Below are 17,283 nucleotides of genomic sequence, written 5' to 3'. Positions count from 1 at the left end.
CCGCGATCAGGCGGGAGGCACGGAGCCTCCCGGGTGCATCAGTCTTCCAGCAGCTCTTCGGCGGTGCCCAGGATATTGTCCAGGGTGAAGCCGAACTCCTCGAACAGCGCGGAGGCCGGTGCCGACTCGCCGTAGGTAGTCATGCCGATGACGCGACCTTCGAGGCCGACGTACTTGTACCAGAAGTCGGCATGGGCAGCCTCGATGGCGATACGCGCACCGACTTCCAGTGGCAGGACCGACTGCTTGTAGGCAGCGTCCTGGGCATCGAACACGCTGGTGCTCGGCATCGACACGACGCGGACCTTGCGGCCCTCGGCGCTCAGCTTGTCGAACGCCTGGACGGCCAGGCCCACTTCGGAACCGGTGGCGATCAGGATCAGCTCAGGCTCGCCGGCGCAGTCCTTGAGCACGTAACCGCCACGGGCGATATCGGCGATCTGCTGGGCGTCGCGGGTCTGGTGCTGCAGGTTCTGGCGCGAGAAGATCAGCGCCGACGGGCCGTCCTTGCGCTCCAGGGCGGCTTTCCAGGACACGGCGGATTCCACCGCATCGGCCGGACGCCAGGTGTCCAGGTTCGGCGTGCTGCGCAGGCTGGTCAGTTGCTCGATTGGCTGGTGGGTCGGGCCGTCTTCGCCCAGGCCGATGGAGTCGTGGGTGTAGACGTGGATCACACGCTGCTTCATCAGCGCCGACATGCGCACGGCGTTGCGAGCGTACTCCATGAACATCAGGAAGGTAGCACCGTAAGGCACCAGGCCGCCGTGCAGGGCGACGCCGTTCATGATCGCGGTCATGCCGAATTCGCGCACGCCGTAGAACACGTAGTTGCCGCTGGCGTCATTGGCCTCGACACCCTTGCAACCTTTCCACAGGGTCAGGTTGGAGCCGGCCAGGTCCGCCGAACCACCGAGGAACTCCGGCAGCAGCGGGCCGAAGGCGTTCAGGGTGTTCTGGCTGGCCTTGCGGCTGGCGATGGTTTCGCCCTTGGCGGCGACTTCGTTGATGTAGGCCTGGGCCTTCTCGGAGAAGTCGGCCGGCAGCTCACCTGCGTCACGGCGCTTGAACTCGGCAGCCAGTTCCGGGTAAGCCTTGGCGTAGGCGTCGAAACGCTCGTTCCAGGCAGCTTCGGCCTTGGCGCCAGCGGCCTTGGCGTCCCACTCGGCATAGATGTCGGCCGGGATCTCGAACGGACCGTGGTTCCAGTTCAGTTCCTTGCGGGCCAGGGCGATTTCGTCGTTGCCCAGCGGTGCGCCGTGGCAGTCTTCCTTGCCCTGCTTGTTCGGCGAGCCGAAGCCGATGATGGTCTTGCAGCAGATCAGGGTCGGACGGTCGCTCTTGCGAGCGGTGTCGATGGCCATCTTGATCTCGTCGGCGTCGTGACCGTTGACGTTGCGGATCACCTGCCAGTTGTAGGCTTCGAAGCGCGCCGGGGTGTTGTCGGTGAACCAGCCGTGCACTTCGCCGTCGATGGAAATGCCGTTGTCGTCGTAGAAGGCGATCAGTTTGTTCAGGCCCAGGGTGCCGGCCAGCGAGGCGACTTCGTGGGAAATGCCTTCCATCATGCAGCCGTCGCCGAGGAACACGTAGGTGTTGTGGTCGACGATGTTGTGGCCTTCACGGTTGAACTGGGCGCCCAGCACCTTTTCCGCCAGGGCGAAGCCCACGGCGTTGGCCAGACCCTGGCCCAGGGGGCCGGTGGTGGTTTCCACGCCTGGGGTGTAGCCATACTCCGGGTGGCCCGGGGTGCGGCTGTGCAACTGGCGGAAGGCCTTGAGGTCGTCGATGGTGACGTCGTAGCCGGTCAGGTGCAGCAGCGAATAGATGAGCATCGAGCCGTGACCGTTGGACAGCACGAAGCGGTCACGGTCGGCGAAGTTCGGGTTGCTCGGGTTGTGCTTCAGGTAGTCGCGCCAAAGCACTTCGGCGATATCCGCCATACCCATGGGGGCACCTGGGTGGCCGCTGTTGGCCTTTTGCACGGCATCCATGCTGAGGGCACGAATGGCGTTGGCACGTTCACGACGGCTGGGCATCGCTGAATCTCCTGGGGCTTGAAAGGTGGTGAAGCGAAAAAAGGCGACCATTTTCGCCCACAGGGGGGCCCGGGGGCAATGACGTATGGTCGCAGTCGGGCTTTTTTCCTGTGTTTGGCCCACTTTTCACGAGAAATGCGCCTGCACAACCACCACCCATCCAGCAATATCAAAACTTTTTGATATTGCTATTGCGACGACAGCATCCCCTGACTAGACTCCCGCCCCATGAACCTCAATGCGCCCATCACCCCGCAACGCAGCGACGAGCTGGCCGCCCTGTGCAAGGCCGGCGGCGACCCGCTGCGCCTGAACGTGCTGCGCGCATTGGCCAACGACTCGTTCGGCGTGCTGGAGCTGGCGCAGATCTTCGACATCGGCCAGTCGGGCATGAGCCACCACCTCAAGGTACTGGCCCAGGCCGACCTGGTGGCGACCCGCCGCGAGGGCAATGCGATCTTCTACCGCCGCGCCCTGCCCGACAGTCAGCGCCTGGGTGGCCGCTTGCACTCGGCACTGCTCGAGGAAGCCGACGACCTCGCGCTGCCCGTGGACGTACAGGCACGCATCGCCCTGGTGCAACAGCGCCGCGCCGCCACCAGCCAGGACTTTTTCCAGCGCGTCGAAGAGAAGTTCCGCGCCCAGCAGGACCTGATCGCCGGCTTGCCGCAGTACCGCGAAAGCCTGCTGGCGCTGCTCGACAAGCTCAGCTTCGGCGTCGGCGCCAGCGCCCTGGAAGTGGGGCCTGGCGACGGCGGCTTCCTGCCCGACCTGGCCCGCCGCTTCGACCAGGTCACGGCCATGGACAACAGCCCGACCATGCTCGAACTGGCGCGCCAGGTCTGCGAGCGCAATGCACTGAGCAACGTGAACCTGCAGTTGGCCGATGCACTGGGTGCAACGGATGTGGAAGCCGACTGCGTTGTGCTGAACATGGTCCTGCACCATTTCAGCGACCCGGCCCAGGCCCTGCGCCTGTTGGCCAAACGGGTGAAGGCGGGCGGCAGCCTGCTGGTCACCGAGCTGTGCAGCCATGACCAGGGGTGGGCGCGCGAAGCCTGCGGCGACCTGTGGCTTGGCTTCGAACAGGATGACCTGGCCCGTTGGGCCAACGCTGCGGGGCTGACCCCCGGGGACAGCCTCTACGTGGGCTTGCGTAACGGTTTTCAGATCCAGGTCCGGCATTTCCAGCGGGCCACTGGCGACATACAACATCGGTAAATTTCAGGAACCCATCGAGATGAGCGAATACTCCCTTTTCACCTCCGAGTCCGTGTCCGAAGGGCATCCGGACAAGATCGCCGACCAGATCTCCGACGCGGTGCTGGACGCCATCATCGCCCAGGACAAGTATGCCCGCGTGGCCTGCGAGACCCTGGTCAAGACCGGTGTCGCCATCATCGCCGGTGAAGTCACCACTTCGGCCTGGGTCGATCTGGAAGACCTGGTGCGTAATGTGATCATCGACATCGGCTACAACAGCTCCGACGTCGGCTTCGACGGCGCCACCTGCGCCGTGATGAACATCATCGGCAAGCAGTCGGTGGACATCGCCCAGGGCGTCGACCGCTCCCGCCCGGAAGACCAGGGCGCCGGCGACCAGGGCCTGATGTTCGGCTACGCCAGCAACGAGACCGACGTGCTGATGCCGGCCCCGATCTGCTTCTCGCACCGCCTGGTCGAGCGCCAGGCCGAGGCGCGCAAGTCCAAGCTGCTGCCTTGGCTGCGCCCGGACGCCAAGTCCCAGGTCACCTGCCGCTATGAAAACGGCAAGGTCGTCGGCATCGACGCGGTCGTGCTGTCGACCCAGCACAACCCCGAGGTCTCGCAGAAAGACCTGCAGGAAGCGGTGATGGAGCTGATCGTCAAGCACACCCTGCCTGCCGAGCTGCTGCACGAGGGTACCCAGTACCACATCAACCCGACCGGCAACTTCATCATCGGTGGCCCGGTGGGCGACTGCGGCCTGACCGGCCGCAAGATCATCGTCGACTCCTACGGCGGCATGGCTCGCCACGGTGGTGGCGCGTTCTCCGGCAAGGACCCGTCCAAGGTCGACCGTTCCGCCGCCTACGCCGGCCGCTACGTGGCCAAGAACATCGTCGCCGCTGGCCTGGCCGAGCGTTGCGAGATCCAGGTGTCCTACGCCATCGGCGTGGCCCAGCCGACCTCCATCTCGATCAACACCTTCGGCACCGGCAAGGTCTCGGACGAGAAGATCGTGCAACTGGTACGCGAGTGCTTCGATCTGCGTCCGTACGCCATCACCACCATGCTCGACCTGCTGCACCCGATGTACCAGGAAACCGCTGCCTACGGTCACTTCGGCCGTACCCCGCAGCAGAAGACCGTGGGTGACGACACCTTCACCACCTTCACCTGGGAGCGCACCGACCGCGCCGCCGCCCTGCGCGACGCCGCCGGCCTGTAAGCCTCCTACAGCAGTAAAAGAAAGCCCCTGCCGAGCGATCGGCAGGGGCTTTTTTGTACGCGCAGACCTGACATTTTTGCCAGTTGTGGATACTTACCTTGAAATAAAAAATAGGCCCACAAAAGACCATACATGCAAGGAAGCTATCCAATGAGCACAGCCCTGGAATCCAGCTCCGCTAGTCAACAGACTTCCAAAGCTGAAACACGATGCACACCGGATGCCATGGAGTCTAATACCGGTCTGTTCGCATATCTTTTTGAGCTGTATCAAAAAGCCATATCACTCGAAGCACGCGGCAATCCCGGTAGCAAAATAGCGCTGAGTACGCGTCGGCCGGACCTGCTCGACCTTCAGTTGGACAAGGAAACCCTGACGACTCAACTCTCGCCGCTGGCTTTGGTCATTGGAATATTGACAAAAAAAGTCCAAGAGGATGCAAGCATCAAGCATGGCGTTCACGAACTGTTAGCCGGTAATTTCCCGCGGGCAGACCTGCCGTACAACTTGGCACACCAGCAAATCCATACTGTCCTCAAAAAGAAAAACTGCCCCTCTCTGGAGCTATGGCAGAACATTCAATATGCGCCGCCGAGCTTCTGCTTTGCCAAACTGTATACCGAGAGCACACGAAGCAGTATGCGTATTGCCTCCGGCCTTAATCCCGAGCTGCAAAGGCAAATATTGCTTTCACCAAGTATGAGCGCTGCCGAGGCAAAACAGCGTTTTGGCGAATTTGATAGCGGCGACACTTCCCATTGGCAACGTCTAACGTTGTCAACCATCGAGAAACAGACCGGGGTAGCGCCAGAAGAAATCGCAGAAGCTCTGGCGATCAGCAATATCAGTGATAGCATCACCTACGATGTGAAATGCTCAGCTGCCTATAAATCCCCTACAGCACTCCCCGCGGACAGTCGCGCTTACGGTGCAAGCTATCTGCATGAAAACACGCCAACCTGCATTGACTTGAGAAATAATGAGGCCGGCACCTTGAGGTTGGGCAACATCAACCCTGCGGAACTTGGGCGCATCTACCAAATTATCAAGCTGCAGCGCGCCCTTAAACTCCCGTTTTCCGAAGTTGATAGCTTGTTGATGGCGATCGTCCATGCCGAAGGGCATGCCAAAAAACACCACATCACAGCCAACACACTTCGCGCCATCGGGCTATTCCGTTATCTGAACGAAGCTTACAAAGTAACCACCGACCAGTTCGCCGCCTTGATCTACCTGATTTCGCCATACTCAGATCTACAGCAGACGCCCATGCTTGACAGCGTACTCGCAGGAAGACTCTCGGCACCTTACGATTTAGCGGCATTATTGACCATTGATGACCGTATCTTTGACCTCGACGACCCGAACGATAACAGTGCAGACCTCATAGTTGCGCAGCTGAGCAAGGCACTGGGCAACGATGAAAAGACCACTCGAAGGTTACTCTCAATCGCCAAGCGCGAGCTGAAGCTTAAAAAGCTCAAACTTTCGCTTCCATTAATATCCTCGCTGTATCGCCTCAGCCACATCCCTCGCCTGCTCAAACGGTCCCAGGCCGAAGGGGCTGCGTTGATCGAGATACTCAATACGGTTAACACGCAGGTTTTAAGCCAGCTGGCTGGCACGCCAACCATTCACGCAGATACCGGTGCGCCCGACGTTCTGGATGTATTACTCGCACTGACCAACCTAGACAAATGGCTGCGACAGCACAATATCGTCCCCTCTGCCATTTTGCCAATTATCAAAGAGGAACCGCTTCCACATCCACTGTTTGGCCCTGCACACCACGCGATGTTCCAAGACTGCCTGACCTGTCTTCGCTCCCTGCCGAACGATGCACCTACGCAAGCGAAAGAGGATCTGTTGGGTCAACTTTTACTCACCCTGCTGGGAAACCGCTTCATCGGGTCCAGGTTGACCAGCGCGCATATCCTGCCACTGCTGCGGTGGTCGAAAGCAACACCCGATGGACTGCTGCAAGATATCTTGCTAGCTGGGCAATTGAAGGGTGCCGATCAGGAGCACATTGACGTACAACGCCTCGTCTCAGCAGATTGGCATAGAGTTATGTGCTATGCCCACGTGGTCCAGTTGTTCCGCCTGAGTGCGTCATCCATTGAAGCACTCTACCAACTACCGGACGCTTTTGAGCTTGTTGGCACCGCGCAGGACGAATCGGACACCCTGACCGACGACGAAAACACCCCGCTGAGACCGACACTGGACCTTGATACCTGCTATAAGCTCAGTCGATTCAGCGACTGGGTCAGTCTGTGCTGTAAGAATGGCTTTAACGAAAGCGACGCCATAGACTACCTAACACGAACTCAGCACACTACAAACACCAAGGAAGTCCAACGTACGGCAATGCATATGAGCCACTTGCTCGGGTGGAACTATGACGAAATGTTATTGGCTACGCCTTGGGTGGAAGTCTCAAACTCCCCCTCCGATGGGAAAACGCTGGATCACTTCCTGAGCACTTTGACACCGAATGAACTTAAGTTGTTCGAAAAAACATCGTACATTTTAGGGTATTATAAATATCGCTGAAAAAAAGGCAGCACCGATAAGTCGGTACAAAATTTGACACAAAAAATCCATGAATTCATGACGGCACAACCTGGCCCTCTATTCGTCACACGAACACAAATGGATACTTATGGAGACCTTGAGCGCTGGAGGCGCACAAGAAAACACACTGCGGAACAGTTAGCAAGGCAACACAATGAAAACCTGGAGCTTAAAGTACAAGAAACCACAAACAATCAATACAGCTACCTCAACTGCACGGCATCGACTATTGTCGACATCGACTACGCCATGCGCCTGCAAACCGCCACCGGCCTAACCGGCTTGCCATGCGAATCCTTGCTGAACCTTAGCGAACTGGATGAGTCTTCGTCTTACGAAGACTACCAGTGCTCGGCAGCCCTGCTGATGGCAGGTTGCGATCACGGCATGCAAGTTGACATCGAAAATGAATTGCAACCGTCTCTGCGGGATGCCTTGGCCAGCTACCTGATCGCACAGGGCAAACTCGGCGAAGCCCATGGAGTCACCCCTGACAGAGACAGACTGTCCCAGTATTTTCTCACTGACATCTGGTGTAGCCATGGGATGACCACCACCCGTATCGCCCATGCCATTTCCAGCTTTCAGCGATTTATCCATCAAGTGCTTGCGCAACTTGAACCTGGTCATGAAAGCAACATGCAGGCCGCGAAAGATTCCTTGGAGTGGAATCAAGGGCTGAATCATTACCAACGCTGGCGCGCATTAAAATCACGGGACAATCATCCGGAAAACCTGGTCAGTCCCGGCGGCAACCCTCGTAAAAGCCATCTGTTTCAAGAACTGGAAATTGATATCAACAACGGCAGGTTGGATGAGTCAGCCCTGGGTAGTGCCGTGTGCAGTTACATCAGCAAGTTCGAAAGGCTGTGTAATCTGCGCGTTGTCAGCGGCTTTCTGGATGGTCATTCCGCTGAACAGAGTACCTACCACCTTATCGGCAAGACCAACGCCTCGCCCAGCGAGTATTATTGGCGCTCAGTCGACATGAGCCTGCACGACGGCGCCGGAAACATCAGCCCGCTGGCCTGGAGCGAATGGGAACGTATCAACTTTACCCCATCCTCTCAATTAACGCAGACTGCATTGCTGATTTCAGAAAAAGATGGTCAAGGCAATGAAATCGGCGAAATCATTCAAACCGACAATATCCGCCCCCTAATGCTGGCCGGTAGGAAATATGTATTCTGGGTCGAACGCCAGGTAACAGAAGCAACACGTCCCCAGCCTGGCGTCTCTCAAACCGCGAAGGAAGAACGCCTGGCCATTAACTATATTTTTCTCCAGGCCGACAATACCTGGAGCACAACCGATGAGTTCATGGCTGTCACTCCAGAACAGTTTCATACGGTATCGACAGCAAATAATACAGCCCTTGACATCGAGAAGTTTCAACCCGGCCTGATTGTTACCGTCATTGATAAAGGGGCGCGTGCGAAGGACCCTTGGCTAGTTGCCATCCTCTATAATACTGCAGAAGAAACCACAGCGAGCAACGGGCAGTCAATTCATTTCGCCAAATATACTGATTTGTTATTCGCAAACAAAGCCACACCACCCACACCCGAAAATCCGGAAAAAACACTGCTCGACTGCTACAGAGACCCCAGAGTCGTTCAGGGTCCATTTGATGGACGCTATAAATCTTGCTCTGTATCGAATTACAAGGATGCAGGCACTCTTAGTGACGCGAGCAAAAAAGCATTTATAGAACGTTTCTCGGTGGGAAACGTGATGGCCTTTTCAATCAAGCCCCGCATAACCGCCGATGACAAACTCGATGTTGAAGTAAGCTATACCCACGAGCTTAGGGAAAAATTAACACTTAAAAACGGTTCAGAACCCAAGCGCAACATTGAGCTACTCCAGCAAAATGATGATAAAACGGAGACGAGCCTTATCACGCTGGCTACACCCCATGGCACCCCGCCTCGTGTGACTCACACATTCGCATCCCCTTCAAGCGTCAAGCTCATCGCCCGCTACTATGTCGATGATGTGCTGCTCGATGAAACAAGCTGCGACGTGGCTGTCACTGAAACGAAATATGATAATCGTTGGCATGTTGATATCAGGGAACATGATCAGACGCAGTACCTGGACAAAATAGACTACGACAAAAAGCAACCCTCCAAGCCGCTTCCCCGAGTACGCCTGAATACGCTATTGGGCAAGCAGTTGGCGCAACGTGCCAATTTGGGTTTCGAAATGGTCCTCGATTGGTCCACGCAAAACCTCTTGCAAGAATCGCTCGACTGGGAGACTAAAGGGGCGAAGCAACACCTGGGCCTGGAAGTATCTAGCCCAATGGACCTGTATGGCGCCAACGGCCTGTATTTGCATGAGCTTTACCTGCACCTGCCCTTCCTGATCGCCAGTCGACTGACTGAGCAAGGGCAGTATCGAGAGGCCGAACATTGGTATTTCAACTACCTGTTCCACCCTTGGTTGAAGTCCTCCCAATCCGACGAACGTCCAGCGCCATGGCGAACCCGGCCCTTGTGCCAGGAAGCGAAGTACACAGCGGACATTAATCGCCAGCAATCTACCGACCCGGTCATCAACGCGTTCATCGAGATGGAAAACCACCAGGCCTCGATAATTTTGTCGGTCATTGAAAGCTGGCAACTGGAAGGCGATCACCATTACCGCCAAATGACAACCAGTGATCTGAGTCACGCCCAGCGTTGTTACAATCAGGCCTCAAGCCTGCTGGAGCGTTACTACGGCCAACCGATCTGGGCTTCATCCTGGAGCCCGGTGAAGCTGCCGGCCTGTAGCACCACAATGTTCCATAAGCCCCTGAACCCTCGCGTTGCGTCCATACGTGACACACTGGCAAGCCGTATGTTCAATTTGCGGCATGGCCTGAGCCTCAATGGCAAGAAGTTGCCGAACATTGAGGGTAGCAACATCGGCTTTAACAACTATATGCCGCATTCGCTGGGCATAAACATTTTGCCAGCGCCCATGGCCAGTGCCCCCCCACCCGCGCCTGCATACCGCTTCCGTAAGTTGCTACCTGCCGCTCGGAGTGCCGCGCAACAGCTTCAGGATCTCGGCCGTTACTACCTGCATCTGATGGAAGTCGATACCGACAACCAGCTCGATGTTCTACTGTTACGCCAAGCGATGAAGCTATCGGATCTTTCGGTACGCCTGGGGAATGAGTCGATCAATGCGCTGCGTGCGCAACAGCAGACACTGCAGGCCAGCCGGCGCCTCGCGCTGCATCGACACGACTACTATGGGCAACTGATTGAAGAAGGACTTTCCGCGAACGAGGCGTTTGCCAGCACGTTAGGGATCGCCGCTGCGAAATTGAAAACTTGTGCGGCCTTGTTCGCGCTACCCGAGGGTGCAGCGAAACTTTTACCCAATATATTCGGCTTGGCTGACGGCGGCATGGATTATTCGGGTGCTTTCGGTGCAGCTAAAGAAGCATCCGAGCTGGGGGCAGACGCAGCCGCCATTACATCCGACCAGCTGTCGATCCAGGCGGCTTTTGAACGGCGAGATCAAGAGTGGCGATACGAGCAGCGCCAGGCCGAGCTAGATCTGGAAATCATCGATAAAGAATTTGCCGAGTTGGATATTGAGCTCACAGCAGCGTCCATCAGCCTGGCCGGTGCGACTCAAGAGCGGGAGAATCTTGATGAAACTTATGCTTTCGCGACCTCGGGTTTCATCATCGTCCCCGTCTACCAGTGGTTGGTCGGCCGACAGGAGTTTATTTATGGCGCTGCCTACAATGCAGTACTGTCGCTGTGCCAAGCCGCCCAGGCAGCATGGCGTTACGAGATAGGCGACAACACTCGAGCCGATTTCATCAAGACCAGTGGCTGGAGTGAATCCTATAAAGGAATGCTGGCAGGGGAGTCGCTGTTGGTGGACCTACAGGAAATGGAAAATGCCTTCTTGGGAGCGAATGAGCGGCGCTTGACCATCAAAAAGACCATCAGCCTGAGAACCCTACTTGGAGAGGAATGGTCCGAGACCCTCGCCCAACTCAGTGCCGGCGAAAGCATTGATTTCGAGTTAAAAACTCAGCATTTCGACAGCAATTATCCTGGCCACTACCAACGCCAAATAAGGCATCTTTCGGTTTCATTCCTTTGCCACCCTGAACAATCTCTAGGCACGCCAAGTGGCATCCTTACCCAAACAGCGAATACGCTACTTACGCGCATGGACCATGACGCGATGAAGTACTTCTATGGCAGTTCTAAAACGCTGCCGGCGTCCGTCACACGAAACGTTCGGGCTGAACAAAGCATGGCACTTTCATCATTGACTCAGGATGATGGTCTTGGTTATGCACCCGGACAATGGGTTTACGAATCGATGGTCCATGATGAACGATACTTACCGTTCGAAGGAACAGGTGCCCTTTCGCGCTGGACGCTTCAACTCCCTGATGCACAGTTCTCAGCAAGTTTGACCAAGTCACTAGACGATATTCACTTGAATCTTATCTACACCGCCAAGCCTGGTGATGCTGATTTTATCAAAGCGGTCAATGCACTGCGTACCAAAGACAAAAATACATACGACACGGAACCGACAGCCCCTGCCTCAAAATCTAAGGAAAAATCTGAAGTCCCTGAATCAACGGAAATCCCCAGTGGGCCATTGACTTAACCTACCCTCCCGCTTTACTCCGTACCCCTGGCAGCCATATGCCAGGGGTACGAAATATCGGCTGACAAGTTAATGAGTCACACTCGGAACATGCTGTCTACGCTGGATTGTTCTTGCCAGGGTAGGTAGCCATGCAATTACAACTACGTCTCATCGTGTTTTATTTCACACTTGCAGCTTCAACCAATGTGTACGCTTGCCCATCTTGGAGCACTGTGCGTGCCGAGGCTGAGGTCAGCCTGCTACAACAAACCATCACGCAGTGGGATGACAGTTATCATCGCAAGGGCGAGACCCAGGTACCCGATGAACTGTACGACCAGAGCCGCCAGCGTCTGTTGCGCCTGCAACGGTGCTTCAACCTGCCAGACGCGGCGCCCGACCCGCTGGCCAGCGCACGCGGTCCGATTGCACACCCGATCGCCCACACCGGCGTCGACAAGCTGCCCGACGAACAGGCGATGCGTCGTTGGCTGGCCGGCAAACACGATGTCTGGATACAACCCAAGGTCGATGGCGTCGCGGTTTCCCTGATCTACCAGCAGGGCCGGTTGGTCCGGCTGCTCAGTCGCGGTGATGGCGTCCAAGGCCATGACTGGAGCCGGCATATTCCCTCGCTCGGCGCCATCACCCGACAGCTGCCGCAACCTGTGGACCTGGTGCTGCAAGGGGAACTGTACAAACGCCTGGAGGGCCATGTGCAGGCCCAGGCAGGCAGCCTCAATGCTCGCGGCAACGTGGCCGGGCTGATGGCACGCAAGCAGCTGGACACCGAGCTCGGCGCGAGCATCGGCCTGTTCGTCTGGGACTGGCCGCACGGGCCGCAAACCCAGGCAGAGCGTCTCGAGCAGCTGGCCGCCATGGGCTTTGCCGACAGCCAGCGCTACAGCGTCGCCATCGCCAGCCCGGAGCAGGCCGCCGAGATGCGCCTGCACTGGTATCGCGCCGCCCTGCCCTTCGCCACCGATGGCGTGATCCTGCGCCAGGACAGCCGCCCGCCCGCCGAACGCTGGCAAGCCAAGGCCCCTTACTGGATTGCGGCCTGGAAATACCCCTTCTCCCAGGCACTGGCCGAAGTGCGCGAAGTGCGCTTTCGCATTGGGCGCACTGGCAAGGTAACCCCCATCCTGCATCTGGCGCCTGTCGAGCTGGACGACCGTCGGGTTTCACAGGTCAGCCTGGGGTCCCTGGCACGCTGGCAGAAACTCGATATTCGCCCTGGCGACCAGGTGGCCATCAGCCTTGCCGGCCTCACCGTTCCGCGGTTTGACGACGTGGTACATCGCTCGGTCGTGCGACAGCCCGTCGCCTCACCGGCTGCCGGCCAGTATGACGCCCACACTTGCTGGCAGGCCGGCGCTGGCTGCGAAGAGCAATTCATCGCCCGATTGAACTGGTTGAGCGGCAAACAGGGGCTGGCCCTTGCAGGGATCGGGCCGGGCACCTGGCGCCGACTGGTGAATGCCGGCCTGGTGACCACACTCGCGGACTGGCTGGAGCTCGATACCCAAGTCCTGGCGGCGGTGCCGGGTCTCGGCGCTGCCAGGGCCCGACAGCTTCATGACAGTTTCAGCGCGGCTCGCTTGCACCCCTTCCTCCAGTGGTTGAAAGCGCTGGGCGCGCCCTTGCCTCAGGGAATGCTCCTGGAGGCCGACTGGTCGACGCTCGCAGCGCGAACTGCTGACGCATGGCAAACCTTGCCGGGCGTCGGTGGCGCAAGATCGAAACAACTCGAGGTATTTTTTGCAACAGAAGATGTTCAGGCCCTTGCCGCGCAACTGGGCGGGTATCGTATCGCCGGTTTCCAGCACTCGAACGACACCGCCGAACAATGACGAGCGTAGGGTAACTCCGAGTTTGCCGTTTAAAGCCCACCAAGGGTTCCTAAATCCGGCAAACCAAGGCAGGATTCCACCAACTTTTGCTGCTCCGCCCCGCTCAGGAGGCTTTTCATGACACGTTTCACCGCTCTTTTCCTGCTGGCAACCCTTGGCCTGGCGACCGGCGTCGCGCAAGCCGCCCAGCCGGATGCAGGCTTGACCGGCTGCGCCGCCAAACGCAGCGCCATCGAGAACCAGCTGAAGATTGCCCGTGACCATGGCAACAGTGACCAGGTTGCCGGGCTCGAAGAGGCGCTGCGTGGCGTGGACAACTGCACCGAAGCCGGCCTGCGCAAAGAGCGCGAGCAGAAAGTGCTCGATGCCCGCCACGAAGTGAACCAGCGCACCAAAGACCTGGACAAAGCCATGAAGAAAGGTGACGCGGAAAAGATCAACAAGCGCAAGGACAAGCTGGCCGAGGCGAAGAAAGAACTGCAGGAAGCCGTGGACGAGCTCGAGCGCTGACCGAACAACCCTCGATGTGGGAGCGAACCCGCTCCCACAACAGCCTCCCACGGCTCAGTGATTACGAAACTCGCTATGACAGGCCTTGCACGCCGCCTCGACCTTGTCCATTGGTGCCTTCATCTGCGCTGCGTCCAGCGACGGGTTGCGGGTCACCGTCACCAGTTCGCCGGTAACGCCCTCCAGCTGCCGGGCCAGGTCCTGGAACCGCGCCTGACGCTCCCAGACATCCGCCCGGGCGCTGCTGTCACCCTCGTCGCGCACCTGCGGGAAGTGCTGCCACGGGTCATGGGCCAGGGTATCCAGCTTCACCGCGCCCTCGGCGAACTTCACGCCATCGAAGGGCAACCGCCCGCGCAGCATGCCACCCATGTCTTCACTGGTCTTGAGCATCTGCTTGAAGATCGCCTTGCGCTGGCCCAGCGGCGAGTTGGGGTCGACGCCGTCACAGGCGGTCAGGGCAAGGGCGGCGAGCAGTACTACGGTCAATCGCTTGAACATCACGGTCTCTTTGGCCAGGCAAACGGGTGGCCAGTATCGCCGCCTGCCGGGCAAAGACCAATAGCCACACAGAAAACAAGGGCGAATGTTCATGTTTCGCCCAGCACAGGACCCTCACGATGAAATCTGTATTGCGCCATCTCGCCTGGGCCCTCCCCGCCCTGGCGCTCCTGGCCGGCTGCAACGGCGGCGAAAGCGCCAAGCCCGAGCCTCATGCCATCGCCACTTATGTGCCAGCCACCTGGAAGGACCTGCCCCAGGTCAGCGACGACGACCTGCTGGCCGGTTTCTATGCCTGGCGCAACGGTTGCGAGAAGCTCAAGCGCGATCCGGTGTGGGCCGCAACCTGCGAGGCAGCCGGTTCAGCCACGGCGAGCGCTGATCAGGTACGCACCTTCCTCGAGCAGAATCTCCAGGTGTACGGGCTGCGCTCGGCGCAGAACAGCGCCAACGGCCTGATCACCGGGTACTACGAGCCGGTCTACCCCGGCAGCCTGGAACGCACCGAAGCCGCGCATGTGCCGGTGTACGGCGTACCCGAGGACATGATCGTGGTCGACCTGGCCAGTGTGTATCCCGAACTCAAGGGCAAGCGCCTGCGCGGGCGCCTCGATGGCCGCGTGCTCAAGCCCTATGACACCGCCGAAGTGATCAACCGCGACGGTGCCAAGGCGCCGGTACTGGCCTGGCTGACCGACCCGATGGACTTGCAGTTCCTGCAGATCCAGGGCTCCGGTCGCATCCAGCTGGAAGGTGGCCGTCAGCTGCGGCTGGGGTATGCCGACCAGAACGGCCACCCCTATAGGCCGATTGGCCGCTGGCTGGTGGACCAGGGCCAGCTGCCCAAGGAACAGGTGACCATGGGCAGCATCCACGCCTGGGCTCAGGCCAACCCACAGCGGGTCCCTGAGTTGCTGGCCAGCAACCCGAGCTATGTGTTCTTCAGCACCCGCCCGGACAGCAACGAAGGTCCGCGCGGCTCGCTCAACGTCCCATTGACCGCTGGCTACAGCGTGGCCATCGACCGTAAGGTGATCCCCCTTGGCAGCCTGTTGTGGCTGTCGACCACGCGGCCTGACGGCGCGCCAGTGGTGCGCCCGGTGGGCGCTCAGGACACTGGTGGCGCCATCACTGGTGAGGTCCGCGCGGATCTGTTCTGGGGCACCGGGCCAGAGGCCGGCGAGCTGGCAGGGAACATGAAACAGCAAGGACAGATCTGGATGCTTTGGCCCAAGGGTCAGCCTCTACCCGACGTCCCCAAGGTCCTCTGACTGGCGTTGTTGCCGGGCAAGCTCCCTTCCATCGCGGGAGCGAGCTTGCCCCACGATGCAGTCAGATCGAAACGACAAAGAACGACACGATCAGCGCCATCCCGATGAACCACACCAGCGAGCGCAACACCGCCCAATCCGCCAGGTAGCAGATGATGTAGAGCAACCGGCTGGTGATGTACAACACGCCCAGCACATCTTGGGTCACTTGTTCGGCATTGCCGACGATATCGGCCACCAGCACTGCCGCGGCAAACGCGGGAAACGCCTCGTAACCGTTCAGCTGGGCGGCATGGGCTCGCCGTGGCAGCCCTTCGAGCTTGTCCAGGAATGCACGCGGATCGTGATTGGCACGCAGGCCGAAATACCCGCTGCTGAGTTTGGCGATCAGTGCACACAGCGGCGGCAGGACCAGCGCGACGAGAATGCACCACAGGGCTACGGTCATCTACAGGACTCCTTGTTCATAGAGGTTCGCTTCAGAGCTTCATCACCAGCATGCCGGCCAGCACCAGCCCGCAAGCTAGGAGTCTTGGCCCGCCAAAAGGTTCTTTGAGGTAGCGCATGCCCAACAGCACCACGAGGATCACGCTCAACTCGCGCAACGCTGCAGCTTCAGCCACCGAGCCCAGGTGCATGGCCCAGAGCACCAGAGCGTAGCTGAACAATACGCAGAACCCGACCGCCAGGCCCAGCTTCCATTGGGTTCGCCAGAACAGCATGAACGGCCCTCGTCGGGCCACCACAGCCAGCAACGGGAACGGCCAGGAGCTAAGCAGGCTCAGCCACACCAGGTAATCCCACGGTTTACCCCACAGGCGTACGGCCTGGCCGTCGAACCAGGTGTAGCAGCCGATGCACAGGCCAATCAGCGCCACCACCGGCAGCATCGACCAGGGCAGGCGGTCGCCGCCGCCGCCCTGCCAAAGCAGGCACGCCATGCCACAGGGGATCAGCAGGATGCCGATGATCTGCTGCTGGCTCAGCGACTCGCCGGCGAAGGCCAGGGTCAGGCCCAGCACCACCAATGGCGACAGACCACGCATCAACGGATAGACCAGGCCCAGGTCGCCGACCCGATAGGCCTGGATCAGCAGAAAGCGGTACAGCTGCTCGGCCAGCGCCGAGGCCAACAGCCAGGGCCAGATCTCGGCGGGCGGGAAATCTACAAAGGCCACCGCCAGCAGGGCGAAACTCAGCGCCACCACGTCCATGCTGGCGATCACCAGCAAGCGCTCGGCGCTGAACTTGATCAAGGTATTCCAGGTGGCATGGAGCAGGGCTGCGACCAGTACGAGGGAAGTTGCCAGCACGCCTTGGAATCCTTGTTGTCGTTTGGTGGGGACCACTATATAGCGCCTGGCCTGTTATGGCCTCATCGCGGGGCAAGCCCGTTCCCACGCCATTGCCTGACAGGAACCAATTGGAGAAATCCGGTCATAAGGTGTGTCCCGAATGCCGCGCCAGGTCATCAAAGAACT

The 17,283-nt window shown here is 59.0% G+C and carries 11 protein-coding genes; 7 read left to right on the top strand and 4 right to left on the bottom strand.

Going from position 1 to position 17,283, the window contains the following annotated elements:
• Positions 1-38 precede the first annotated feature (38 nt).
• Positions 39-2,036, bottom strand: a complete 1,998-nt coding sequence (gene tkt / locus ACODS9_RS16245) for a transketolase (protein WP_489094281.1) — start codon at positions 2,034-2,036, stop codon at positions 39-41.
• A gap of 228 nt (positions 2,037-2,264) precedes the next feature.
• Here tkt and ACODS9_RS16240 point away from each other — a divergent pair, with 228 nt between their 5' ends.
• From ACODS9_RS16240 to ACODS9_RS16215, 6 genes are all read left to right on the top strand, one after another.
• On the top strand, positions 2,265-3,257 hold the full coding sequence (locus ACODS9_RS16240) for an ArsR/SmtB family transcription factor (RefSeq protein ID WP_489094280.1): 993 nt from the start codon (positions 2,265-2,267) through the stop codon (positions 3,255-3,257).
• A gap of 19 nt (positions 3,258-3,276) precedes the next feature.
• Positions 3,277-4,467 (top strand): methionine adenosyltransferase, encoded by a 1,191-nt coding sequence (metK, locus tag ACODS9_RS16235; RefSeq protein WP_489094279.1) that lies wholly within the window; start codon positions 3,277-3,279, stop codon positions 4,465-4,467.
• Between the two features lie 150 nt (positions 4,468-4,617).
• On the top strand, positions 4,618-7,023 hold the full coding sequence (locus ACODS9_RS16230) for a Tc toxin subunit A (RefSeq protein WP_489094278.1): 2,406 nt from the start codon (positions 4,618-4,620) through the stop codon (positions 7,021-7,023).
• A gap of 99 nt (positions 7,024-7,122) precedes the next feature.
• Positions 7,123-11,685: a Tc toxin subunit A-related protein gene (locus ACODS9_RS16225; RefSeq protein WP_489094277.1), complete on the top strand. Its 4,563-nt coding sequence runs from the start codon at positions 7,123-7,125 to the stop codon at positions 11,683-11,685.
• Positions 11,686-11,816: 131 nt separating this feature from the next.
• Complete coding sequence (gene ligB / locus ACODS9_RS16220; RefSeq protein ID WP_489094276.1) at positions 11,817-13,520, top strand: NAD-dependent DNA ligase LigB; 1,704 nt, start codon at positions 11,817-11,819, stop codon at positions 13,518-13,520.
• Positions 13,521-13,637: 117 nt separating this feature from the next.
• Positions 13,638-14,030, top strand: a complete 393-nt coding sequence (locus ACODS9_RS16215; protein ID WP_023632841.1) for a DUF1090 domain-containing protein — start codon at positions 13,638-13,640, stop codon at positions 14,028-14,030.
• Between the two features lie 54 nt (positions 14,031-14,084).
• Here ACODS9_RS16215 and ACODS9_RS16210 read toward each other — a convergent pair whose 3' ends face one another.
• Positions 14,085-14,531 (bottom strand): c-type cytochrome, encoded by a 447-nt coding sequence (locus tag ACODS9_RS16210; RefSeq protein WP_489094275.1) that lies wholly within the window; start codon positions 14,529-14,531, stop codon positions 14,085-14,087.
• Between the two features lie 119 nt (positions 14,532-14,650).
• Between ACODS9_RS16210 and mltA the strand changes: the two genes are divergently transcribed.
• Complete coding sequence (gene mltA, locus ACODS9_RS16205) at positions 14,651-15,802, top strand: murein transglycosylase A (RefSeq protein WP_046853942.1); 1,152 nt, start codon at positions 14,651-14,653, stop codon at positions 15,800-15,802.
• 61 nt (positions 15,803-15,863) lie between these two features.
• On the opposite strand, the gene ACODS9_RS16200 is transcribed toward mltA, so the two are convergent.
• Positions 15,864-16,250, bottom strand: coding sequence for an MAPEG family protein (locus ACODS9_RS16200; protein WP_489094274.1), 387 nt, complete (start codon positions 16,248-16,250; stop codon positions 15,864-15,866).
• Positions 16,251-16,281: 31 nt separating this feature from the next.
• The gene (locus tag ACODS9_RS16195; RefSeq protein WP_414534427.1) at positions 16,282-17,115 is read right to left on the bottom strand and encodes an EamA family transporter; all 834 of its coding nucleotides are present in this window, start codon (positions 17,113-17,115) and stop codon (positions 16,282-16,284) included.
• Between the last annotated feature and the right edge of the window lie 168 nt (positions 17,116-17,283).

The sequence above is a fragment of the Pseudomonas sp. FG36 genome (genome assembly GCF_057809275.1).
Note: the sequence above shows the minus strand (reverse complement) of the source record. Positions and strands in the feature narration are given on the sequence as shown.

Bases quoted from the DNA above. Each gene is read 5' to 3' on its own strand.
- ACODS9_RS16225 (WP_489094277.1), top strand. From the start codon at position 7,123: ATGGATACTTATGGAGACCTTGAGCGCTGGAGGCGCACAAGAAAACAC.
- ACODS9_RS16200 (WP_489094274.1), bottom strand. From the start codon at position 16,250: ATGACCGTAGCCCTGTGGTGCATTCTCGTCGCGCTGGTCCTGCCGCCG.
- ACODS9_RS16210 (WP_489094275.1), bottom strand. From the start codon at position 14,531: ATGTTCAAGCGATTGACCGTAGTACTGCTCGCCGCCCTTGCCCTGACC.
- metK (WP_489094279.1), top strand. From the start codon at position 3,277: ATGAGCGAATACTCCCTTTTCACCTCCGAGTCCGTGTCCGAAGGGCAT.
- ACODS9_RS16240 (WP_489094280.1), top strand. From the start codon at position 2,265: ATGAACCTCAATGCGCCCATCACCCCGCAACGCAGCGACGAGCTGGCC.
- ACODS9_RS16230 (WP_489094278.1), top strand. From the start codon at position 4,618: ATGAGCACAGCCCTGGAATCCAGCTCCGCTAGTCAACAGACTTCCAAA.
- mltA (WP_046853942.1), top strand. From the start codon at position 14,651: ATGAAATCTGTATTGCGCCATCTCGCCTGGGCCCTCCCCGCCCTGGCG.
- ligB (WP_489094276.1), top strand. From the start codon at position 11,817: ATGCAATTACAACTACGTCTCATCGTGTTTTATTTCACACTTGCAGCT.
- ACODS9_RS16215 (WP_023632841.1), top strand. From the start codon at position 13,638: ATGACACGTTTCACCGCTCTTTTCCTGCTGGCAACCCTTGGCCTGGCG.
- tkt (WP_489094281.1), bottom strand. From the start codon at position 2,036: ATGCCCAGCCGTCGTGAACGTGCCAACGCCATTCGTGCCCTCAGCATG.